The organism is Acinetobacter sp. YH1901141 (genome assembly GCF_013416935.1).
Lineage (GTDB): Bacteria > Pseudomonadota > Gammaproteobacteria > Pseudomonadales > Moraxellaceae > Acinetobacter > Acinetobacter towneri.
In genome coordinates this window covers 92,394-115,590 of record NZ_VPEY01000007.1, presented here as the reverse complement: position 1 = coordinate 115,590, position 23,197 = coordinate 92,394, and the positions used below count along the sequence as shown (strand labels likewise).

Sequence of the window (23,197 nt, the reverse complement as noted above, 5' to 3'; positions counted from 1 at the left end):
CTAGACAAAATGACACCAAATGAGTTTTACTATGATCAGCTACCCCAACAAAACAAGGTGGCTTAACTAGAGCGGAATATCACTTATAAATACGCTTTTAGTTGTTCAAACAAGTGGGACCACCTCTCCACCTATATCCTGCATATTTTTGAGTTGCATGCCATCAAAACGTTTAAGTTTTTTCTTAATTGACTCAAATCGTTTTAATCTTTTAGCAGTAAATGCTTTCTTATCAATTCGATAGATAAAGCGATTTAATAAATTGTGTGCTTCATTCAAAGGCTGAATATGACTATCTCTCCAATATGTTAGTATTTGCATAGTACGTTCTAGCAATTGGTGGTCATCTAATAAACTATCATTAATTAAAGCTTCGCCTGCGCGAGTTACATCTTTTTTTGAGAAGGTCATAAGTAAAAATAAATGTTTTTTATTATTTTATTGTATTTCATATATCTATACCATTTTAAAGTTCGCTTATTGATTAATTATCAATCTAAAAATCATTAATTTTCCAAGTTGAGATTCTAACAAAAACCTAGTCTTTTTTAGACCTAATCAAAATTATCTACACAAATATTATAATTATTGGGAAAGTCAAGCTCATATTATAGTAATTAAAACTAGAAAACTTTAGCTCAAAAAAAAGACCCTTGAAAATCAAGGGTCTTTTTAAATTTGGCGGAAGCGGTGAGATTCGAACTCACGGAGGACTCACACCCTCGTCGGTTTTCAAGACCGGTGCATTAAACCGCTCTGCCACGCTTCCAATGGCGGCTATCATATAAAGAAAAATTCAGCTTGGCAAATAGTTTCTAAAAATTATGATCCAAATGTTCAAAATAAAATCAAAAATCAGTCATTTTCTGCAATTTCAGGCTTTTCATAGCGTATCGAATTAATAAACCAGCTCTTTTTGCCCAGCGGTGTCTGCACTTCCACCTCATCATCCACCTGTTTAGACAACAAAGCCCGAGCCATAGGTGAATCAATCGAAATATGTTGTGGATGATGATCATAAATTTCATCCACGCCCACAATTCTCAAGGTCTTTAGCTCGCCTTGTTCATTTTCAATTTCGACCCATGCCCCAAAATATACTTTACCCTCTTGTTCAGGTGCAAAATCGACAATGCGCAACTCTTCCAAACGCTTGCCCAAATAACGTACCCGACGGTCAATTTTACGCAAAAGCTGTTTGTTATATTGGTAATCAGCATTTTCAGAGCGATCGCCGAGACTTGCCGCCCAGTTTACTTTTTTGGTGATTTCAGGGCGTTCTTCATGCCACAAATGCTGTAACTCAGCCACGAGTTTATCGTGTCCAGAACGTGTAATTAAGTTAGATTTCATGGTGTTTTTGCAGCCGGTTTTTTACATTTGGTTAACATCAATCCTATATTTTATTGCATTTTTATACACAATAAAAATTTATAAAATTTATTTCTCAATGAAATGAATATCTTATGTTACATTTTTCAAAAAATTTATGTACAAAATTTGACATCCAAAATTTTCATCTTTATTATTCGCACATCTTTTAGTTTTGATCACTTTTTAACCTGTGTATAAATTTTACACATTTTCCCTTTAATCCCAAGTCATTTTGAATGACGTCATGACTGCCCAACCCTTATTGAATTTATCAAACTTGAAAAAGTTTAAGGTGTGTTGCCTTTGCTTTTTAGGGCATAAATTACTTGTAGCGGAGCCAACATGCACAGTAGTTCAACGTCTGGGTCTAGGCTTAGCCTTCACTCATTTTTTAATCGCCTCCCATTCAAAGTCCTCGCTTTCAGTACTGTTCTTCTCCCATTCCACAGTATTAACGCAGGCAAAGCCGTTCATCAATTTGACAGCGTCGTCAATCAGAACAAATTGACCGTTGTGTCTGTGGAAAATCCAACCACAGTGTTTAAAGATGGACAACATTTACATGGCTTTGGTTATGACCTTGTGCGTAACTATGCCGACAGCATGAATGTGAAACTCGAATTTAAAACGGTAAGCGACAATGCGACCGCTTTAAAATGGGTGTCTTCTGGTAAAGCGAACTTTGCCATGACCACGTCGAGTATCCAAAGCATCGAAAAGCAGCAACTCACGGCATTTTCTGCCAGTTGTGGCGATTTAAATACTTTAAAGCGTAATGGTTTAATTAGTGAGCTGAACTGGGTGTTTAAACACGCAGATGATCCTCTTAGCCAAACCGCAAGCAACTTTGTTTGTCGTGGCAAGCAAAACGGCTCAATTACCCAATTGGCTTCATTTTATAATCGTAATGTGGTCAAACAAGAATCGTGGGATGTGATCCAGCGGGATTTGCGTAATCGTTTACCTTTATATAAGGCCAACTTTAAAAAGACTGCCACGCAGTACGATTTAGACTGGCATCTTTTGGCGGCAATTGGTTATCAGGAATCTTACCTCAAACCCAACTCGGTTTCGCCAACAGGTGTGCGCGGTATTATGATGCTGACCAATAATACAGCCAAAGCGATGGGCGTAAGCAACCGTACCGACCCTGCGCAGAGTATTCAGGGCGGTGCCAAGTATTATGACCAAATGCTCAGCCGTTACGAACATATTCCGTTTCCTGATCGTAACTGGTATGCCCTTGTCGCTTATAACATGGGTCCTGGTGCAGTCAGTCAAATTCAGAAGCGTATTCGCTCACAAGGCAAAAACCCGAACAATTGGGTGAACCTGTATGCGTATTTAGACAGTAACAAAGCCAGCAATGGTCGTTATCGTCAAGCAGTGCAATACGTGACTCGTATTCGCGCTTACCTTGAGCATATTAAGACCACACCGCAGTTGGTGAATATCTAAAACTTGCCTAGCATAATTGAATTGCAGTGTTTATCAGCTGCAATTCAAACATGAATAATGCGCTGTTAAAGCTGCAGTGCATAAAAAAGCCTAGTTGATACTTCAGCTAGGCTTTTTTGTACTATAGCGGGAAATTCGCCTGCTACAGCGTAAATCGCTTGAATTAAGCAGATTGCTCAAGAATCTTCTTAAATAAGTCTTTTTGTTCTTGGCTTGGTTTTGCAGTTTGTAATGCCATTAATTGTGACATATCGCCCTGTACTTTGATTTTACCTGTCATAAAGGCTTGCATAGCAGCCGCCATGTCAAACTCTAGGAATACTTTACGTAAAGTTTCCGCATCCATATTTAATGTTGTTTTGGCGTTGTCCGCCAAACCTTTTTGGATTTTACCGCCATCTAAAGACAATTCTGTGTTGCCTGCAGCATCAGTCACCACTAAGTTAATTGCCAGATTTGCAAGTGCTGGAGGTAGGTTTAAATCACCAGCTTGAGCCGTTAGATTTTCTACAGTTGCAAACCAATCATCAGTTAAAAAAGCAGGCATGATTTTTCCTCAATATATTTGTGCATGTGTGTTGTCTATCCAGACACCATCATTATTAAGCTGTTTTGCTTGCTGATTGTTATAGCATGAACCTTTCGTGAAAGGCTAAGAAATTTTGTACGGGACGTTCAGTTTTTGTATTTTTAGTCGAAATGACGACTTTCTCAAATAAATCAAATTCATAAAAAAACACCAAGCTCTGGCTTGGTGTTGATTACATTTTAAAGGGATTGACAGGCTGTTATCGCTTAGTCTGCAGCGTAGCCTAAATTGACCATATTGATGCGTTTGTTTTGCTCTGCTGCGTTTTGTTCGGCCTGATCGGCAAAATCAAATACGCGCTGGCTGTCTAACGCTTCAAAGTCGAATAATTCACGGTCTGCCAACTGCGATGGCGATACATTCTGTAATGCGCCAAAAATACTGTGCAAACGCTTAGGATGTGCTTTATCCCACTCACGTAACATGTCGTTAATAATGGCACGCTGTAAGTTTTCCTGTGAACCACACAAGTTACACGGAATAATTGGGAATTTACGCATTTCTGCATATTTAATGATGTCTTTTTCTTCCACATAAGCCAGTGGACGAATCAGCATATTTTTCTTGTCTGATGACAACAACTTCGGTGGCATGGCTTTTAAGCTACCGCCATGGAACAAGTTTAAGAAAAAAGTCGCCAAAATATCATCACGGTGATGCCCAAGCGCCACTTTGGTTGCCCCTATTTCCTGCGCAAAGCCATACAAAGAACCACGACGCAAACGCGAACACACTGCACAGTAAGTTTTACCTTCAGGCGTTAAACGCTTGGTGATGCTATAGGTGTCTTTTTCTAATATGTAATATGGGATGTTATTTTCTTCTAAATAACGCGGCAATACATCTTCAGGGAAGCCCGGTTGCTTTTGGTCTAAGTTCACAGCCACCACATCAAAATTGATGGGTGCGATGCGCTTGAACTGCAACATAATGTCCAGCAAGGTATAACTGTCTTTACCACCAGAAATACACACCATGACTTTATCGCCATCTTCAATCATGTTGAAGTCACGAATCGCATGCCCGACTTGGCGACGCAGCTTTTTCAACAAACGATAATACGCAGAGCTGGTTGGAAGTTCTGGTTTGAAATTAAAGCCTTGATCGGACTCAACTGGTGAGAACATAGACGCGATTAACCCATGAAAAAAATTACCGCGCAATTTTAGCCGATTCAGACCAATCCCGCATCAAAAGAATGTAATTTCATCGCAATCTTCCTTTTCGTCAGAGAACTTAATTTCTGACTGCGCGTTCATTTCTGTTTGCACACTTTATTTTTGTCTGCGCAGATCGTTTTTTCTGCGGCAAGTTTGAACCCTCAGGTTCACTTTTTCGCCAAGATGCTTATCTTTTGGACTTTTCCACAGTTTTCCACAAAAGCTGTGGATAACTTTGTGGATTTAAAACAACTTGACAACGCCTCTTGCCGTTATTCTAAGGCTTCTCTTTAAATTGATTACTTTTTGATCGATTTTATTTTAATTTAAAATCATACACTTAAGTGTGTCAAGCTGATCCAATTAAAAAAAAATAAATATTTTTTTTGATTACTCTGTCAGCAATTAAGCTTGATTTTTTTCGACACTACTGTAAATGAATTTGTACAAAGCCTTTTCATCTGTGAGATTTTTGTTAAACTCCTCATAACTGTTTGGGGACAGCTTTTAGTGTATTCACAGCATGAACAATAAAATTAATGCCTTTTTACTGTATATTTTGGGGACTGCCAGCATCATGCCTTTGGCAACGACAACGCACGCAGGTCAAATTTATATGTATAAGGACAGCAATGGCAGTACCTTGCTGACTAACCGCAAAAGTGCAGATCGTTCACTGACAAAAGTAAAAGTCACATATTATCCAGACAGCAATATTCACAGTTATCGCAACTGGGGCAATTCCGAAGCGTCGGTATTGCCAAGTTATAGCCGCAATAAAAACGCCTTTGACCACATTATTCAGCAAGCAGCACAACAACACGGTGTTTCAGAAGGTCTAATTAAAGCAGTGATGCATACCGAATCAGGTTTTAATGTCAACGCCCGCTCGCCTGTCGGTGCACAAGGTCTAATGCAGCTCATGCCTGCGACAGCACGACGTTTTAATGTCAGCAACGCTTATGACCCGCATGAAAACATTATGGCGGGTGCAAAATACTTGGCTTGGTTACTCAAACGCTTTAATGGCAACACCACTTTAGCTTTGGCGGGTTATAACGCGGGCGAAGGCAATATTGCAAAATACGGCGGTGTACCACCTTTTCGTGAAACTCAGGACTATGTACGTCGTGTGACCAGTCGTTATAGCAACCTGTATGCCAACGGTGTTAGTGCAAGTGCTAATAACAATGCGATTACGGCAAATAACAATAGCAATACTCAGAGTCAAAATGCTCAAGTGATTGCGCAGTCAGAGAGTTACACTGCCAGTAGTCATCAAGTGGCGGCAAACAAACGCCCACAACGTCAAATTATTATGGCTGCCGATGGTCGCTTTACCGATGCACCTGCAGGTTCTTACGCGACAGGGAATGCCACGGCTTCGGCACGTATTTTTATTTCAGAATAAAAGCTACAGCACTTCATTTGAGCTTGCGTTGCCGCAAGCTCAAATGAAGTGCCGATTGCAGTATCAGCTCAAAATATTTTTAGTACAGTTTTATTATTTTTCTTGAATTTTTAATACATACACCGCATATTTACGGCATGGTTTATTAATAAATCAGATTACATTTTTAATATAAGAGGATTTACTCAATGATGCGGATTGGTTTGTTCTTGCTAACCAACCTCGCGGTACTGGTTGTAGCTGGCATAATTTTGTCACTCTTCGGTGTCGGTAGTTACCATGGCGCGGGTGGCTTAAACCTAGGCAACCTGTTGGTCATCTGTTTTGTCTTTGGTATGGTTGGCTCTTTAATTTCACTATTCATGTCTAAATGGATGGCGAAAAAAACAACTGGGACTGAATTAATTGACCCGAATGCCCCTCGTAACCAAGCTGAAGCGTGGTTATTAAATGAAGTTGCGCAGTTGTCGCAGCGTGCTGGTATCAAAATGCCAGAAGTGGGTATTTTCCCTTCTTACCAATCGAATGCTTTTGCAACAGGTTGGAATAAAAACGATGCTTTAGTGGCTGTATCTACAGGGCTGCTTGAGCGTATGAACAAAGATGAATTACGTGCAGTTTTGGCACACGAAATTGGTCACGTTGCCAATGGTGACATGGTGACCTTGGCACTGATTCAAGGTGTGGTCAACGCATTCGTCATGTTCTTTGCCCGTGTTGCAGGTGACTTCATTGACCGTAACGTATTTGGTCGTGAAGATGGCGAAGCACCAGGCTTGGCTTATTTTGCAATTACCATTGTACTGGATATCGTATTTGGTATTTTGGCCTCTTCAATCGTGATGTGGTTCTCGCGTCAACGTGAATACCGTGCCGATGAAGCAGGTGCACGTTTGGCAGGTAAACAAGCCATGATTTCTGCATTATTACGCTTACAAGCAGAATCTGAAATGCCAGATGCAATGCCAAAAGAAATGAAAGCTTTTGCGATTTCTGCAGGTAAAGAAGAAGGTTTTAGCTTGGCAGCGTTATTCCAAACTCACCCAAGCATTGAACAACGTGTTGCAGCTTTACAGCAATTAAATTTACCTTAATACTGCTAGCAAGATATTGTAACAGCGACACCAAAAAGCTTCCTCAGGGAAGCTTTTTTCATGTCTGTAAATTAGATCTGCCAGATGGTTTTGTACTTTAAACAGGTTCATTTAAACAGCAAAACTTTGTGACCAGTGCCACAACCAACTTGCACCGAGCCATGCTGCCCAAATAAAGAAAATAAGAAAAATCACACCAAGCAAATCAGGCAAATGTAGCCACAGCCATGCCACTACAGGATTACGCCAAAATGCTGACTGCTGCTGTTTACGTTCCAATCGCTCATGTAAAAAAGGATGTACCACATGATGCTCACTGTGAATCTGATATTCTTCACGGATATGCGTATGCACTACATCTAAAGCTTTACGGCTTGGACGAATAAATACATCAAATACTGTGCCGACAATTGGCACAAAACCAACTACTGCATCCATCACAGCAAGTTTAATCACGGGAGTGAGTTTGGTTTGTGGTACACCAATTTGTTTGGCTTTATAAATCGCATAACAGGTCAGTGCAAAACCTGCGACATCCCCCGCGACAGGTACAGTGCCTAATGCGGCATCTGCTCCCACGCCCTGCTTGGTAAATGGAATACGCACCACAGAATCCATCATATTGGCAAACTTGGCTAAATCGCGCTCTAAGCGAATCACCTCTTGCTGGCTAAGTTTTTTTGAAGATGCAGGTTCTGGCATAGAAAACGTATCGTTGGGTAAATGCAATCTACTTGAGAATAAAGCAGTTTTTTACTCAGGTCTGTTATGATTTTATAAACAGAATTTTGATCAATGCAAAAAGTTTAAGATGAGGTCTTGAATAAGTCATCATCACCGACAGTGTTTAAAGTAACAACTGTGAAGCAATAAATAAGTACACCACCACGCCCGTTGCATCACAAATCGAGGTTACCAAAGGCGCAGAGGCACTGGCAGGGTCTAGTTTCAGGCGATGCAAAATAAAAGGCAAACTCATGCCAATTAAACAGCCCATCAGCACAATGCCCAGCATACTCAGTGCCAATACCACAGACACCATCATATCGCCACGGTAATAGCCTAAAATTGAAACCGCAAAAGCCATAGTTCCACCCAAACATAGCGCCACCAAACTTTCACGTCCGAGTAAATGCAGCCAATCTTTAAATTGCACATCACCTGTAGCCAGTGCCCGTACCATTAAGGTCGCAGACTGAGAACCCGCATTACCACCACTACCGACCAAAAGCGGCAAGAAAAAAACCAGTACAATATGTGCTGCAATAATGTCTTCATAATGCGCAATGCCAATTCCAGACAATAAACTGCCAAATACCAAAATCACCAACCAAAACACACGTTTGCGATATAAAAATAAAATTGGCGCAGTTTTTATACTCATGCCAGGTGAAGACGCTACCGCACTGGATTTTAAAAAGTCTTCTGTAGTTTCTGCCTGTACCACGTCCATCGCATCATCATAGGTGACAATCCCCAGTAAATGCTGTGCATCATCTACAATCGGTAAGGCCAAAAAATCATAATGGCTGAGTTTTTGCGCAATACTTTCCTGATCTTCTGTCACTAAACCAGTGACTAAATCTGTGCGCATCACATTTTTAATTTTCTGTTCAGGCGGGTTTTGAATTATTTCTCTTAAAGAAATCACCCCCAATAGTTTCATCAGTTCATCGACAATATAAATCAGGTACAAAGTTTCCCGATCTGTGGTCATTCTGCGCAATTCATCTATGGCTTGCTGCATGTTCAGTTCTGGTGAGAGCACCACGAAATCCGAACTCATAATCGCGCCCGCAGATTCTTCAGGATATCGCGCTAAAGTCTGAATCTGTGCGCGTTTTTCTTCCGTAATGTGTAAGCTGACAAAACGCTGTAAATGCGGAGAAAGTAACTTAAATAAGTCGGTGCGGTCATCTGAATGCATGGCTGAAATCAGTTTGACCAATTGCTGCGGTGCCATCGCCTCTGCAATTTGATGTTGCGAATGCAGTGGTAAAAACTCCATCACCAAGGCAGCACTGTCAATTTGTTCAATTAAACTCAGCTGTGCTTTCAGACTCAAGTGCTGCATTAAGTCGGCTAAATCGGCAGGGTTGATACCATCGATCAAGCTGCGCACTGTACTTGACTGATGTAATTGCAAGGCTTGTTCTAACTGTTCAGCGTGCAGATTGGTCATTAATCTCACCCACTCCATCATTCCAAAACGTAAAATGAAGAATGGGCAAAGTTTCTCAGCCCAAACCAACCCTTAAAAACCCGAAAATCTGTAGATTTATACAAGATTTTTAGCGTTTCATATCATAGCCTATAATTTTGCTAAGTGCCTAATAAAAAACATCTTTAGTTTATGGGTGATGAACGATTCACTTGAAATATAGAACGAACCAGCACATACATAAACGGAATAAAAACAAGCACTAAAATTGTGCCAAAAATAACTCCACCTAAAACACTCACCCCAATTTCCTGACGGCTTGCTGCACCTGCACCAAAGGCAAATACTAGCGGCAAAATACCTGCACCAAATGCCAATGAGGTCATTAAAATAGGTCTGAGCCGTAAGCTTGCACCTTCTAAAGCGGCTTGAATCACCTGTTTGCCTTGTTGCTGCGCAGCCGAAGCAAACTCCACAATTAAAATGGCATTTTTACATGACAAACCAATGGTGGTAAGCAAGGCAATTTGGAAATAAATGTCGTTCGGGAAACCTGCCAAATAGCTGAAAATAATATTTCCACCAATTCCTAAAGGAATGGCACTCATCACGGCTGTTGGAATACTCCAACTTTCATACAAGGCAGCAAGGCATAAGAAAATAAACCCGATGGAAACCAAATACAGTAACAAAGCCTGATTGCTGGACTGATTTTCTTCAAAAGACAACCCACTCCATGCCAAGTCAATGCCCTGCTGCTGTGCCACCATCTGTTCTAAATCACGCATCGCCTGCCCTGAGCTATATCCTTCAGCAGTATCGGCTTCCATTTGCACGGCGCTATACCCCATAAAACGATTGACCACTTCAGGCCCACCGCTCCAACTGAGTTGAGCAAACTGGCTAAAAGGTACCATTTGATTTTGCTGACTGCGTACCGACCATTGGTTCAAATCTTCAGGTTTACCACGAAATTCGGCATCACCCTGCATAATTACGCGTTTAATTCGACCACGGTCAATAAAATCGTTGATATAACTGCCGCCCCAAGCTGCCGCTAAGGTACTGTTAATCGCCGTTTGATTTAAACCTGCTGCCATCGCCTGTTTCTGATCAATCGTGACGTTTAGCTCTGCTTTTTCCGGATTAGCACGTTGATCTAAATTCTTAAAGCTTTGATATTGAGTGGCTTGCTGCTGCAAATTTTGAAATTGCTGGGTTAAAAAATCACGTCCTGTACCATTCACATCTCGCATCCAAAACTCTAAGCCATCGGTTTGTCCCAAACCACGGACTGCCGCGGGCATACCAATGGTAATTTGTGCATTGGGGTGCTGTCGAAAATGCTGCATGGCACGTTCACGAATGGCTTGTGCAGTATGTTGCTGCCCTTGACGCTCATCCCAATGTTTTAGCGCAATAAAACCCTGACCTAAATTCTGCCCTGTTCCCGAAAAATTACGTCCATAACGAATCATCACCAAATCAACATTGTGGGCTTCATGCTGCATAAAGTATTCGCGTATGCTTTCGCCCACTTCACGACTTTTAGACAACGGCGCACCTTCCTGTAATTTAAATTGCACCGACAACATGCCCTGATCTTCATTCGGGATAAAACTGGTAGGTAGGGCACGGTAAAACAAAGCAAAAACCGTCAGTAAGCCTGCAAAAATAACCAGACACACCGCTTTATGCTGAATCGTCCAGCCTGATAATTTGAGATAGTGTTGTTTTAAGCTTTCCAGTTTTTGATTAAACCAGATGGCCCATTGGGCTGGTTGTGGATTGGGTTTTAAAATCAAGGCACACAAAGCAGGCGTTAAAATTAAGGCCACACCTAAAGACAGCACCATCGCAGTGACTAAGGTGATAGAAAACTGGCGATAAATTACTCCAGTCGAACCACCAAAAAATGCCATTGGAATAAATACTGCGGTCAAAACCAAGGTAATGCCGACCAAAGCACCGCTAATTTCCTGCATAGATGCGATAGATGCCTGTTTAGCCGAGAGCTGCTGTTCGTGCATTAAACGCTCGACGTTTTCCACCACGACAATCGCATCATCCACCAATAAACCAATGGCTAAGACCAAAGCGAATAAGGTCAGCGTGTTAATACTCATCCCAAAGAGTTGCAACACGGCCATGGTGCCTAAAATCACTACAGGCACGGTTACGGTAGGAATGAGCGTCGCGCGCCAGTTTTGTAAAAACAAGAACATCACAATGACGACTAAAATTACCGCTTCAATTAAAGTTTTCACCACTTCTTTAATTGATTCCTGCACGAAAGGTGTGTTATCGCGTGGATAGACAATTTGGTAACCTTCGGGCAATTGTTGTTTTAAATGCTCAATTTGTTTTTGAATTAAGGCTGAAGTTTGTAACGCATTGGCACCAGAAGATAATGAAATCCCCATCCCTGCCGATGGAAAACCATTAATGGTATTAAAGCTTTGATAATTTTCTGCACCAAGTTCAATACGTGCCACATCTTTTAAATAAACAAAGCCACCTGCCTGATCTGCTTTTAAAATAATATTTTCAAATTCTTCTACCGTTTTTAAGCGTGAACCTGAGGTGACTTTGGCATTGAGATATTGTTCTTGTGCTGTGGGTAATTCACCAATTGCCCCTGCTGCAACTTGAGTATTTTGTGCCAATACCGCAGCACGTACATCACTTGGCATCAGCACATATTGTTTTAACTTTATCGGATTCAGCCAAATCCGCATTGCATATTGCGCACCAAAAACATCGACCTCACCCACACCTTCAATGCGTGCCAACTCTTGCTCTAAATGACTCATCATATAGTCAGACAATGCAATATTGCTGCTTTTGCCTGTGGCATCGTACAGCCCAATGACCATGTGGGTATCACCCAATGATTTAAAGACATTTACCCCCTGACGCTGCACATCTTCAGGTAAGCGGTTAATTGCGCCATTAATCGCATTTTGTACCTGGACTTGTGCGGTATCGGGGTTGGTACCATTTTCAAAGCTAATGCTGATGCGACTTCGTCCTGAAGAATCACTGCTAGAACTGAAATACAGTAAGTGATCTAAGCCTTTAATTTGCTGTTCCAAAACCTGTGTGACGCTTTCTTCAACAGTTTCTGCCGAAGCTCCTGTATACGTTGCGCTGACGGTGATACGAGGTGGTGCAATGTCTGGGTAGCGTTCTACAGGTAAATTTAATACTGAAAAAATCCCCAGTGCCATCACAATAATTGCGAGCACACCAGCGAAAATCGGACGTTCAATAAAAAATTTAGACAGCATAAAACAGGGTCACTTTTAGGTGGCAGTGTTGAATTTCAAATCGCGGAATCATCAAGTTTTTGCATGCAACAAAACTTTTTAAACCGTAGTTCAAATTAACACAGCTCAATACAACTTCTGTGACTACATATTAAAAAATGTGCTTTTGACACAAAAATGTTGATTGGTCTTCATTTTTTCTCACAGATTTTTGTGTATACCCTCCCAATTTTGGGATAGCACCTAAACTCATCTGATTTCTATACTGCAGACATCACAATTTGAATAACAAGGAATTCATGATGAAAAAAACTTTATTATGCTTAACTTTAGCAGGCTTACTCAGTGCATGTGGCGGTTCCGACAATGATTCTGATAGCAATCCGAATCCACCGCCATCAAATCAAACCACTGAGAATTACGGTACTTTTTTAAATAGTTCTGTCGATAATGTAAGCTATGAAACCAGTTCTGGTATAAGTGGCACACTTACAGAAGAGAATAAAACTTTTAAATACCAATCTGGAGATAAAGTTCAATTCAGTATTAGTGGTGTACAAATTGGTGGACTAGTTACAGCTCAGGATAATATTTCTCCTGCAGATTTATTCACAGATGAAACTGCCCAAAAGAATCTACTCAGCTTTATTGATGCTTTAGATTCAGATCCTAATACTAATGGAGTGCAAATTAGTGATGAAATACTTGAGAAGTTAAAAAATATTCCTAGCATTACTTTCGATCAACCCTTTGAGAATTTCTCTACTCAAATTTCAGAAACTAACCTCTTAAATGATCAAGTCTTAGTAAGCCCTGATGAAATCGTTATTAAACAACAACAAGTTTTTTATAAAGATATCGCAGGCACATGGCAATTGCATGAAAATAATAGTGTAGTAGTGATACACATATTAACGAATGGTAATTATATACTCGGACAAGCTTCTCCAAAAGATGCTGAAAGTCAAGCAGGGATTGAATTAGGCTCGCTTCTATGGAACCCTTTAAACAACAGCTTTGAGCCAACTATTACTCACGATACAAATGGTACAGCAGGTCTGTCTCATGCTAGTGATGGTAAACCCTACACTCTAAGCTCGGATGGCACTTATTTAATTCTGCATGAACCTGGTGCAAATAGTACATATAAACTGACACGTGTAAAACAATCATCTGGTTTAGTCGGCACTTGGAAGTTCTCAGAAACTCAACTCTTTGCTTTCTTTAACAATAATTACTACTTCTTCCTAGATGGAGAAGGTGGTGACGATTGCGGTTGGGCTGGAATTGAATATGGTAAGTTATCCATTACAGCAAATACGCTTACACCAACAGAAGTCTTATATGACACCAATGAATGTGGTGGATTCCATGATAGCTTTGACAATTCCAAATCAATTGTAAACTATACTATTTCAGGCACAAGTCTGACCATAGGCACAGAAGGCGAACCCTCTGTTACCCTACAACGCAGTAACTAAAAACTCTTATAAGCTGTCTAAGCTAGACTTAGGCAGCTTTAACCAATATGCTCAAAATGAATGGTACAACCCATTAATAAATGCATAAGTTCAATTTGCGATTTGCATTGGGTTTTTTCATAAATATTTTTAAAATAAGTGCGCACCGAACTGAGCGTAACTCCACAATGTTCCGCGATTTCTTCTAACTTACAACCATTCAACAACAACTCACACAGCTCAAACTCACGTTTAGACAATTGATAAGCTTGCTGCAAATAGGCTTTTGACAAGGCATAGTGCTGATGCTTATCGGTCAGAAATACCGCAATTTGATGTTGTCCTGCATTTTGATGCTGCATATTTTTTAATTTAGAACAAGGTACGATAGTCAGCATTAATTGTTGTCCTTTCGCATCTGACAAAGACAATACACCGCCTACATCTGCGTTTAATGCCGACTGTCCCAACAACGCTGAATGTAATAATTGATCTAAACGACTTTGATCATAAGCATGGGTTTTTAAACGATTATACAAGTCCAAATCTAAACATGAATCGTGTTCCAGCATGCTTTGAGCTAAAGGGTTTGAATAAGTCAAACTCAGCTGATGATCAAGCAAAATTACACCTGTTTTTAAATGATCGAGCACGCTATACAAACTTAAATTTTCTTGTTTAACCAAACTAAACTGACGATGGATTTGTAAAGCACGGCGTAAATGCACACCCAAATGCTTTAAAAAATCCAATTCTTTTTGTTGATACGGCGCTACATCTGGCGCACGGTGTAGTCCCAAAACCGCCCAGCGATGTGAACCCTGATCGAGCAAAACAGCCGAGATATAACTAATTCCCGTCGGATTCAAACAGCGTTCATAAAAGATATATTCATCACTTTCAGGGTTTTCCCCATAATGCGATAAATCTGAGCTCGCTACTTGCCCCACACCTAAATTTTCCCACAATACTCTGTGTAACTGCATGTCAATCACGCGAATCCGCTCATCACGATAGGCATGCAAAGCTTCATCTGGAATATTGTGACTAAATAAAAAATCGTAACTTGGACTAAATTGATCTAAGGCAGTAAAAATGGCGGTTTTACTGTCTGTATATTGAACAATTTTTTCAATTACTTGCGGCCATAAATTCACATCTACAGCGGCATCATAAATACTGCCTATAATTTCGTGTTCTCGGTTATCCATTTTTATCCCCTTTATGCCTACTCCAATCTGCATTACACTTATTTAATCATTTGTTTTTCTTATTATTCCAAGTAGCATAGTGGGTTTTATTCACAAAAAAAAGCAGTTTAAATACATATCACGCATTTAATAAATGAAAATGGCTAGGCAGTTTTGCTTTTTCATGTGTGCAAACTCTGAATTATAAAAACCACGCAATAAAAAAACCCCGTATCTGACGATACGAGGTTTTTGAAGTTTGGGTACGCTGAGGTTTACATCATACCGCCCATACCACCCATGCCACCCATATCTGGCATTGCTGGCTTGTCTTCTGGAATTTCAGTAATCATACATTCTGTTGTTAACATCAGGCCAGCAACAGACGCTGCATGCTCAAGTGCAGAACGAGTTACTTTTGCAGGGTCAAGAATACCCATTTCCAACATGTCGCCATATTCACCAGTCGCAGCGTTATAACCATAGTTACCTTCACCGTTCTTCACAGCATTGATTACTACAGATGGCTCATCACCAGCATTGGCTACGATTTGACGAAGCGGAGCTTCAATTGCACGACGAAGAATGTTGATACCTACGTTTTGGTCATCGTTAGCACCAGTCAGACCATCAAGTGCAGATGCAGCACGCACCAGTGCAACACCACCACCTGCAACAACACCTTCTTCAACCGCAGCGCGAGTTGCGTGAAGCGCATCATCCACACGGTCTTTCTTCTCTTTCATTTCAACTTCAGTTGCAGCACCAATTTTGATGACTGCTACACCGCCTGCTAATTTAGCAACACGTTCTTGAAGTTTTTCTTTGTCATATTCAGAAGTAGATTCTTCGATTTGCGCACGGATTTGCTGAACACGCTCAGAAATCTGATTTGCATCACCAGCACCATCCACAATCACAGTGTTTTCTTTAGATACCGTTACTTTATGTGCAGTACCTAAGTGTTCAAGTGAAGTTTGATCTAACTGCATACCAATTTCTTCAGAAATCACAGTACCGCCAGTCAGGATCGCGATATCTTGAAGCATTGCTTTACGACGGTCACCGAAGCCAGGAGCTTTAACAGCACATACTTTGATAATGCCGCGCATGTTGTTTACAACAAGAGTTGCTAGTGCTTCGCCTTCAACATCTTCAGCGATGATAAGAAGAGGCTTACCAGTTTTCGCAACAGCTTCCAAAACAGTAATCAATTCACGGATATTGCTAATTTTCTTGTCAACCAATAGGATGTACGGGTTTTCAAGTTCAGCAGTCAACGTATCTTGTTTATTTGCAAAGTATGGAGAGATATAACCGCGGTCAAACTGCATACCTTCTACAACATCAAGCGAATCTTCGAAGCCTGAACCTTCTTCAACAGTGATTACGCCTTCTTTGCCCACTTTTTCCATCGCTTGTGCAATCAGAGAACCTACAGTGGTGTCAGAGTTTGCAGAGATTGAACCGACTTGCTCAATCGCTTTAGAATCAGAAGCTGGTTTTGCAGTTTGTTTAATGTTTTCAACAACAGTTTTTACTGCAAGGTCGATACCGCGTTTCAGATCCATTGGGTTCATACCCGCAGTTACTGACTTGATCCCTTCATTTAAAATAGCTTGTGCAAGTACTGTTGCAGTTGTTGTACCGTCACCTGCGATGTCATTGGTTTTACTCGACACTTCACGAACCAATTGCGCACCCATGTTTTCAAATTTGTCTTTCAGGGTGATTTCTTTCGCAACAGATACACCGTCTTTAGTGATGTGCGGTGCACCAAAAGAACGGTCAATCACTACGTTACGGCCTTTAGGGCCTAAAGTTACTTTCACAGCATCTGCAAGTACGTTCACGCCTGCAATCATTTTTGTGCGAGCTGAATCACCAAATTTTACGTCTTTAGCTGACATGTCTAACTCCAAATATTTTTAAATAATGTTCAAATTTGCTTTGAATATGAGTTCTGAAATTAGCCTTCAAGTACCGCTAAAATGTCAGACTCTTTCATAATTAGAAGTTCTTCACCGTCTACTTTAACTGTTGTGCCTGCATAAGTACCAAACAAGACTTTGTCGCCCACTTTTACGTCTAAAGCGCGTACGCCATTGTCTGTAATTTGACCATTACCTACTGCAATCACTTCACCTTGGGCTGGTTTTTCTGCTGCAGAACCTGGAAGCAAGATACCGCCAGCTGTTTTTGTTTCTTCTTCAACACGACGAATAACTACGCGGTCATGTAATGGACGAATGTTGCTCATAAATAACTCCATTAGACTAAGTCAATGTATAGATTCCTGATGACGACTTAATTATTCCTTTGGTCATCATCAAAATAAATTTTAGATGACACAGTTGTGGGGATGGAAAAAAACGCTTCAAGGGGAAAAGCTAAAAATTTTTCAATTTTTGTTGTTTTTTTAGACAAGTTGGCTAGATCGGTGATTTATTCTGCATTTTGTTGCCACAACACAAATTGCTTTTTTTCAGCATCAAAAATGTAATGCTGCACATCACCATTGTTACACAATACATTTAAGCTATTCGGCATACCTTGATGCAAACGATATGAAATTGCAGTACCCGCATGAATATCCAGCACAGGACGCGCTGCGCCTAAGGCATAAATTTGATTTAAGTCATATACTGCGGGTTGATGTAAATGCCCATGCAGCAAGGCATATAAACCATTTTTACTCCACTGCTCTAAGGCAATTCGCCCCAACACTGGGCAATCTTTAATGCTGTGGCGATCATCTGGTGGTGTATAAAATGGTTGATGCGCCACCAAAATTTTAAACTTATTACTTGGCGCAACTTGTAGCAAAGCTTCAACTTCCTGAATTTGACTTAAAGAAATATGCCCGCGAGTATGAAAACGGCGTCGAATACTATTTACGCCTATCAGATAAAAATGTTGCGTTTCCAACACACTTTCCATGCGCCCAAAAAACAACTGATAACGGGCGAATGGACTCAAAAACCTTTTCCAGAGATGATACAGTGGAATATCGTGATTACCTGGTACTACCAAATACGGCACATCTAAACTGTCTAAAAAATGCTTACAAGCATAAAACTGTGCATAGCGTGCACGTTGGGTTAAATCACCACTGACCACAACCGCTTCCGGTCGCATACTTGCACACAGTTGTTGTACTGCCTGCATACAAGCCACATTTTCAGTGCCAAAGTGCAAATCAGACAGATGCAGCAGCATGCGGCACCTTAATCTTCAATGCATTTTTCAATACAGAAATACGCAGTGGTGGGCGCATTTTGACAATTTCTCCATCAAGCGCCACGGTCAGTTGTTGGCGTTTACTATGAATGACCACCTGCTCTGCTGCAAAACTGTACATATCATTGGCTTGCTCAGCCTTCCCCTGAATTAATTGCCACAGAATTTTAAATAAAGTCAATTTATCGGACTTTGCCACTGCAACACCTGCGACTTTGCCTGCTGCAGCAGCTTTGGCAATACGTAAATTCATTTCAGACAGTTGTAATTGATTATTCCCAAAGAAAATGAGCGGCGTTTTCAGCGGATAGCGCTTTGTATCGACCTCTATTTCTAATTTTAATTCTTTACGGTCACGCAGCAGTACATCTAAAGCCGAGGTATAGGCATGTAAAGGAAAGCGTCCTAAATAACGGTTATAACGCTCACGTTTTTGAATAAATAAAGGGTATAAACCCAAACTGGCATTATTTAAATAGATGTGTTGATTGATTTGTGCCACATGCACAGCTCGCGTCGTGCCTGTGGCAATGACCTGTGCGGCTTCAATTAAATCCAGTGGAATATTCAATAAACGCGCCACGTAATTAAACGTGCCTAAAGGCAAAATACCCATCGGAATGTGAGTGCCTTTCAGTTTAGCCGCCACTGCATTTAAAGTACCATCACCACCTGCTGCAACCACTACACCGCTTAAATGCGCTGCTTGATGCCGTGCTAATACCTGTTGCATCAGTTGATCAAAATTGGCGATATCGCCCATTTCAAACAATTGGATTTCAAAACCATGCTGTGACAAAACATGCAGCAACTCTTCATAGACACCTTCTTGCTGTGTGGCATGAAATCCAGATTTTTGATTATAAATAAGCGATAAAGGCTGTAATGTTGTCGACATTTTCTTCAATCATTTTAAAGCTTTTGCTCTAATTTCGACCAATTGATGCAGAATGAAAAGCAGCTTTATGTAAAAATCGAATGATGACCATTCATTAAATCAATAATCATTCTTTATAAAATTTAAGCTATAAATATATGTTTTAATTAAAAATAATTAAAATAAATAATGCCCATATTTTTTTTAAATAATGATAAATAGAACACAAAAAAGTTGTAAGCCCATGTTTCATATATGTTATTCATTATTTATATGGGTATTTTTTACATAAAGCTAAATCAAGCCTATGTCTTATTTTTTTTATGTTTTTGTGCTTTAATACAGCCACTTTTTTTTCATATTTCATCTGAACCATGTACCCCATCGTTCAGATTGTACTTTGTACACGACTTGTACACATTTAAGATAGGCCTCACCATGACCCAAGTGAACGCACCAGAATTCGTTCGTCACCCTAAGCTTATTGCATGGGTTGAAGAAATTGCAAAGTTAACAAAACCAGCAAAAATTGAATGGTGTGACGGTAGCGCAGAAGAATATCAACGTCTAATCGACTTGATGATCGCTAACGGCACCATGCAAGCATTAAACCAAGAAAAACACCCTGGTTCGTACCTTGCAAATTCTGATCCTTCTGACGTTGCTCGTGTTGAAGACCGTACTTACATCTGCTCTGAAAACAAAGAAGATGCTGGTGCGACAAACAACTGGGAAGCGCCAGCTGAAATGCGCGCTAAATTAAACGGTTTATTCGACGGCTCAATGGCTGGTCGTACCATGTATGTGGTTCCATTCTCTATGGGTCCATTAGGTAGCCACATTGCGCACATCGGTATTGAATTAACTGACTCTCCTTATGTTGCTGTCAGCATGTCTAAAATGGCTCGTATGGGTAAAGCTGTTTATGACGTATTGGGCACAGATGGCGAATTTGTTCCTTGCGTACACACTGTGGGCGCACCATTGGCTGAAGGCGAGAAAGACGTTGCTTGGCCATGTAACAAAGAAAAATACATCGTACATTATCCAGAAACTCGTGAAATCTGGTCATATGGTTCTGGTTACGGCGGTAACGCATTATTGGGTAAAAAATGCTTAGCGCTTCGTATTGCTTCTGCAATGGGTCGTGAACAAGGCTGGTTAGCTGAACACATGCTTATTTTAGGCGTGACCAACCCACAAGGCGAAAAACACTACATCGCAGCAGCATTCCCTTCTGCATGTGGTAAAACCAACTTTGCGATGTTAATTCCACCTGCAGGTTATGAAGGCTGGAAAATTGAAACTGTAGGTGACGATATTGCTTGGATCAAACCAGGTGAAGATGGTCGCTTATATGCAATTAACCCTGAAGCTGGTTTCTTCGGTGTTGCTCCTGGTACAAACACCAAGACTAACCCGAACTGTATGGCAACTCTGCACAAAGACGTGATTTATACCAACGTTGCTGTGACTGACAACGGCGAAGTATGGTGGGAAGGTCTATCTAAAGAAGTTCCTGCAAACTTAACCAACTGGAAAGGTCAACCACATACTGGCGCAGAAAAAGCAGCTCATCCAAATGCGCGCTTCACTGTTGCAGCGGGTCAATGTCCTTCTATTGATGCTGACTGGGAAAATCCAGCAGGTGTTCCAATTTCAGCGTTCATCTTCGGTGGTCGTCGTGCAGACACAGTGCCTCTAATTTCAGAAGCATTTGACTGGGTAGATGGCGTATATAAAGCTGCAACTATGGGTTCTGAAACTACTGCAGCAGCCGTTGGTCAACAAGGTATTGTACGCCGCGACCCATTTGCAATGCTTCCATTTGCTGGTTACAACATGGCAGACTACTTCTCTCACTGGTTAGAAATGGGTGAGAAAGTTGGCGAAAAAGCAAAAGCTGCAGGCAACAAATTACCAGGTATCTACAACGTAAACTGGTTCCGTCGTGATGCAGAAGGCAACTTCGTATGGCCTGGTTTTGGTCAAAACATGCGTGTACTTGAGTGGATCATTGATCGTTGCGAAGGTCGTGCAGAAGCTGTTGAAACTCCAATTGGTTTTGTTCCAACGTATGAGCAATTGAACTGGACTGGTTTAGATTTCTCTAAAGAGCAATTTGAAACTGTAACAGCGCAAGACAAAGAACAATGGATCAAAGAGTTAGAAAGCCACACTGAGTTATTCAACAAACTTGGTGAGCGCCTACCTGCTGCATTGAAAGCACGTCAAGCTGCTTTACTTGAAGCGGTTAAATCTGCGTAATTCAACGCTGATTGCTAAGAAAAGGTCACTTCGGTGACCTTTTTTATTGCCCTAATATTTTAGTTGCTAAAAACATCAACATTCCAGCTTCAACATCCCCCGCTGATGTGTAAATACTAAATAATACGAAGATTCAAGGTAAAAACATGACATCATCAAAACACACTTATCACCCCCAATATAGACAGCCTACCACATCACCAACAAAGCCATGCTTTGTCCACTCAGCTATGGCATACTTAAAACAAGAATGAAATGACATCAAAACATGAGACATGATCATGAATAAAACCATGAAGAATACAATGATTATTTTGGCTATGACGGGACTTGGGTTAGGTTTATCCGCTTGTCAAAGTTTGCCTGAGCAAAACGAGAATAGTTTTATTGGCTATAAAGTCGAAAGCAAAACTGATCGCAACGCAGTATTAGCCTACACTCTTGCAGGACGTCAAAACCAACAGCGCGATGAAAGTAAATTACAGCGTGCCTGCCAAAAAGAACTTGGTGCGCATAAAACTTATCAATTGCGGATTTTAAGTATTAATGAAGTGGTGAATCCTGCAGCCAACCAACAAGACCCGTATGGTCGCCAACTTGGGCAAAGCCGCACCTCTATTGGCTTATCGAACACACCTGAGCTACATAGCAGTGAAAACTATGCTACACGTCAGGCCTTAAATGCTCGCCCAAGCACACTGCGCATTGTGCGTTATAGCTGCAATTAATTCGCGCCACAAAACTAGCTTCCTATAAGACGTGATGAGTTATCGCGTCTTATAAAAACTCACATTACGGAACTCTTTGGCTTCATCCAAATCTGGCCATGTGGTCGCGCTGCGTTCATCTATTTTTATATATTGTGGATGACTAAAGTTTTTCACTCGGCTGTCTGCCACCCAAACTTCTGGGGCGAACTTTAAGAACTCATCTAAAAAGAAGCGATTGCATTGATCATAAAGTACATCGGCAGCCAGCAATATATCCACTTGTTCTGCTTTGTATAGATCATCTAAATATTCAAGCGCTACATCATTCAATTCAGCATTGGCTCGACAGGCTGCAAGGCTAATGGGGTCAATATCACAACAAATTACCCGTTTGGCACCTGCCATTTTTGCAGCAATCGCCACCACGCCCGAACCTGCACCAAAGTCTAAAACGACTTTATTTTTTACTTGCTGCGGTTCTGCCAATAACCATTGCGCCATTGCAAGTCCTGAAGCCCAACAGAAAATCCAGTACGGCGTATCATTCCAAATACGACGAATCACTTCATCATCTAGCTTGTCGGTAGGAAATACTGGTGGAATAAGCCAAAGTGAAATAGGCGTTTCAGGCAATTGCTGTGCCAGTAATTCACAATTTGGAATTACATCATGCAAAGCATCTAAGAGATGTTCAGGGGCTTTAGGAAATTGAAAGGTACAGCTCATTGGATTTTTATTCGTTCTAATTTAAAAAGTTCCCTCTGCTTTTTTAAAGGAGAGGGAGCATTCATTATTTTTACAATGAATTCCCCACTCTTTTTTAGGAGAGTTAGGGAGAGAATTTTTAAGCCCTCATCCCAGCCTTCTCCCTGAGCCGTATACGGCGCAAGAGAAGGAGCATCCATTATTTTCACAATGAATTCCCCCTCTCCTGAG

At 40.9% G+C, this 23,197-nt stretch carries 19 protein-coding genes and 1 tRNA gene; 6 read left to right on the top strand and 14 right to left on the bottom strand.

Annotated elements, in window-relative coordinates:
* Positions 1-105: 105 nt before the first annotated feature.
* The 3 genes from FTV52_RS06135 to greB all read right to left on the bottom strand — a co-directional run bounded on the left by FTV52_RS06135 (position 106) and on the right by greB (position 1,353).
* A complete protein-coding gene (locus FTV52_RS06135; RefSeq protein ID WP_179990249.1) occupies positions 106-411 on the bottom strand; it encodes a DUF4477 domain-containing protein in 306 nt (101 codons plus the stop codon).
* A 268-nt stretch (positions 412-679) separates the two neighbouring features.
* A tRNA-Ser gene (locus FTV52_RS06130) sits at positions 680-769 on the bottom strand.
* Positions 770-855: 86 nt separating this feature from the next.
* Positions 856-1,353 (bottom strand): transcription elongation factor GreB, encoded by a 498-nt coding sequence (greB, locus tag FTV52_RS06125; protein ID WP_104853171.1) that lies wholly within the window; start codon positions 1,351-1,353, stop codon positions 856-858.
* A gap of 363 nt (positions 1,354-1,716) precedes the next feature.
* Between greB and FTV52_RS06120 the strand changes: the two genes are divergently transcribed.
* The gene (locus FTV52_RS06120; RefSeq protein ID WP_179990247.1) at positions 1,717-2,832 is read left to right on the top strand and encodes a transglycosylase SLT domain-containing protein; all 1,116 of its coding nucleotides are present in this window, start codon (positions 1,717-1,719) and stop codon (positions 2,830-2,832) included.
* Between the two features lie 163 nt (positions 2,833-2,995).
* Here the strand turns inward: FTV52_RS06120 and FTV52_RS06115 are convergent, their stop codons facing one another.
* Together FTV52_RS06115 and ttcA are read right to left on the bottom strand one after the other, a co-directional pair.
* Positions 2,996-3,379 (bottom strand): SCP2 sterol-binding domain-containing protein, encoded by a 384-nt coding sequence (locus tag FTV52_RS06115; protein ID WP_004972111.1) that lies wholly within the window; start codon positions 3,377-3,379, stop codon positions 2,996-2,998.
* Positions 3,380-3,627: 248 nt separating this feature from the next.
* The gene (ttcA, locus tag FTV52_RS06110) at positions 3,628-4,548 is read right to left on the bottom strand and encodes a tRNA 2-thiocytidine(32) synthetase TtcA (protein WP_104853169.1); all 921 of its coding nucleotides are present in this window, start codon (positions 4,546-4,548) and stop codon (positions 3,628-3,630) included.
* Between the two features lie 556 nt (positions 4,549-5,104).
* Here ttcA and FTV52_RS06105 point away from each other — a divergent pair.
* Positions 5,105-5,992, top strand: coding sequence for a lytic transglycosylase domain-containing protein (locus FTV52_RS06105; protein ID WP_218950453.1), 888 nt, complete (start codon positions 5,105-5,107; stop codon positions 5,990-5,992).
* Positions 5,993-6,180: 188 nt separating this feature from the next.
* Positions 6,181-7,086 carry a protease HtpX gene (gene htpX, locus FTV52_RS06100; protein ID WP_004972117.1) on the top strand — a complete coding sequence of 302 codons (906 nt, stop codon included), beginning with the start codon at positions 6,181-6,183 and terminating at the stop codon, positions 7,084-7,086.
* A gap of 111 nt (positions 7,087-7,197) precedes the next feature.
* Here htpX and FTV52_RS06095 read toward each other — a convergent pair whose 3' ends face one another.
* The 3 genes from FTV52_RS06095 to FTV52_RS06085 form a co-directional block, all read right to left on the bottom strand.
* Complete coding sequence (locus FTV52_RS06095) at positions 7,198-7,788, bottom strand: DUF4112 domain-containing protein (protein WP_004972119.1); 591 nt, start codon at positions 7,786-7,788, stop codon at positions 7,198-7,200.
* Between the two features lie 145 nt (positions 7,789-7,933).
* Entirely contained in the window at positions 7,934-9,268 is a 1,335-nt protein-coding gene (mgtE, locus tag FTV52_RS06090; RefSeq protein ID WP_179990245.1) for a magnesium transporter, read from the bottom strand.
* A 164-nt stretch (positions 9,269-9,432) separates the two neighbouring features.
* Positions 9,433-12,537 carry a multidrug efflux RND transporter permease subunit gene (locus FTV52_RS06085; protein ID WP_179990244.1) on the bottom strand — a complete coding sequence of 1,035 codons (3,105 nt, stop codon included), beginning with the start codon at positions 12,535-12,537 and terminating at the stop codon, positions 9,433-9,435.
* A gap of 281 nt (positions 12,538-12,818) precedes the next feature.
* On the opposite strand from FTV52_RS06085, the gene FTV52_RS06080 reads away from it, so the two are divergent.
* Positions 12,819-13,997 carry a hypothetical protein gene (locus tag FTV52_RS06080; RefSeq protein WP_179990242.1) on the top strand — a complete coding sequence of 393 codons (1,179 nt, stop codon included), beginning with the start codon at positions 12,819-12,821 and terminating at the stop codon, positions 13,995-13,997.
* A 38-nt stretch (positions 13,998-14,035) separates the two neighbouring features.
* On the opposite strand, the gene FTV52_RS06075 is transcribed toward FTV52_RS06080, so the two are convergent.
* The 5 genes from FTV52_RS06075 to FTV52_RS06055 all read right to left on the bottom strand — a co-directional run bounded on the left by FTV52_RS06075 (position 14,036) and on the right by FTV52_RS06055 (position 19,304).
* On the bottom strand, positions 14,036-15,187 hold the full coding sequence (locus FTV52_RS06075; RefSeq protein WP_179990240.1) for a helix-turn-helix transcriptional regulator: 1,152 nt from the start codon (positions 15,185-15,187) through the stop codon (positions 14,036-14,038).
* A gap of 254 nt (positions 15,188-15,441) precedes the next feature.
* On the bottom strand, positions 15,442-17,076 hold the full coding sequence (groL, locus tag FTV52_RS06070) for a chaperonin GroEL (RefSeq protein WP_179990238.1): 1,635 nt from the start codon (positions 17,074-17,076) through the stop codon (positions 15,442-15,444).
* Between the two features lie 59 nt (positions 17,077-17,135).
* Positions 17,136-17,426, bottom strand: a complete 291-nt coding sequence (gene groES, locus FTV52_RS06065) for a co-chaperone GroES (protein WP_004972131.1) — start codon at positions 17,424-17,426, stop codon at positions 17,136-17,138.
* Positions 17,427-17,611: 185 nt separating this feature from the next.
* On the bottom strand, positions 17,612-18,385 hold the full coding sequence (locus FTV52_RS06060; protein WP_179990236.1) for a metallophosphoesterase: 774 nt from the start codon (positions 18,383-18,385) through the stop codon (positions 17,612-17,614).
* Positions 18,366-19,304, bottom strand: a complete 939-nt coding sequence (locus FTV52_RS06055; RefSeq protein WP_179990234.1) for a diacylglycerol kinase family protein — start codon at positions 19,302-19,304, stop codon at positions 18,366-18,368. The genes FTV52_RS06060 and FTV52_RS06055 overlap by 20 nt, the downstream gene beginning before the upstream one ends.
* 417 nt (positions 19,305-19,721) lie before the next feature.
* On the opposite strand from FTV52_RS06055, the gene FTV52_RS06050 reads away from it, so the two are divergent.
* Positions 19,722-21,551: a phosphoenolpyruvate carboxykinase (GTP) gene (locus FTV52_RS06050; RefSeq protein ID WP_004972137.1), complete on the top strand. Its 1,830-nt coding sequence runs from the start codon at positions 19,722-19,724 to the stop codon at positions 21,549-21,551.
* Positions 21,552-21,844: 293 nt separating this feature from the next.
* Complete coding sequence (locus FTV52_RS06045; RefSeq protein WP_179990255.1) at positions 21,845-22,279, top strand: hypothetical protein; 435 nt, start codon at positions 21,845-21,847, stop codon at positions 22,277-22,279.
* A gap of 39 nt (positions 22,280-22,318) precedes the next feature.
* On the opposite strand, the gene FTV52_RS06040 is transcribed toward FTV52_RS06045, so the two are convergent.
* Positions 22,319-22,987 carry a methyltransferase gene (locus FTV52_RS06040; RefSeq protein ID WP_179990232.1) on the bottom strand — a complete coding sequence of 223 codons (669 nt, stop codon included), beginning with the start codon at positions 22,985-22,987 and terminating at the stop codon, positions 22,319-22,321.
* Positions 22,988-23,197: the final 210 nt, after the last annotated feature.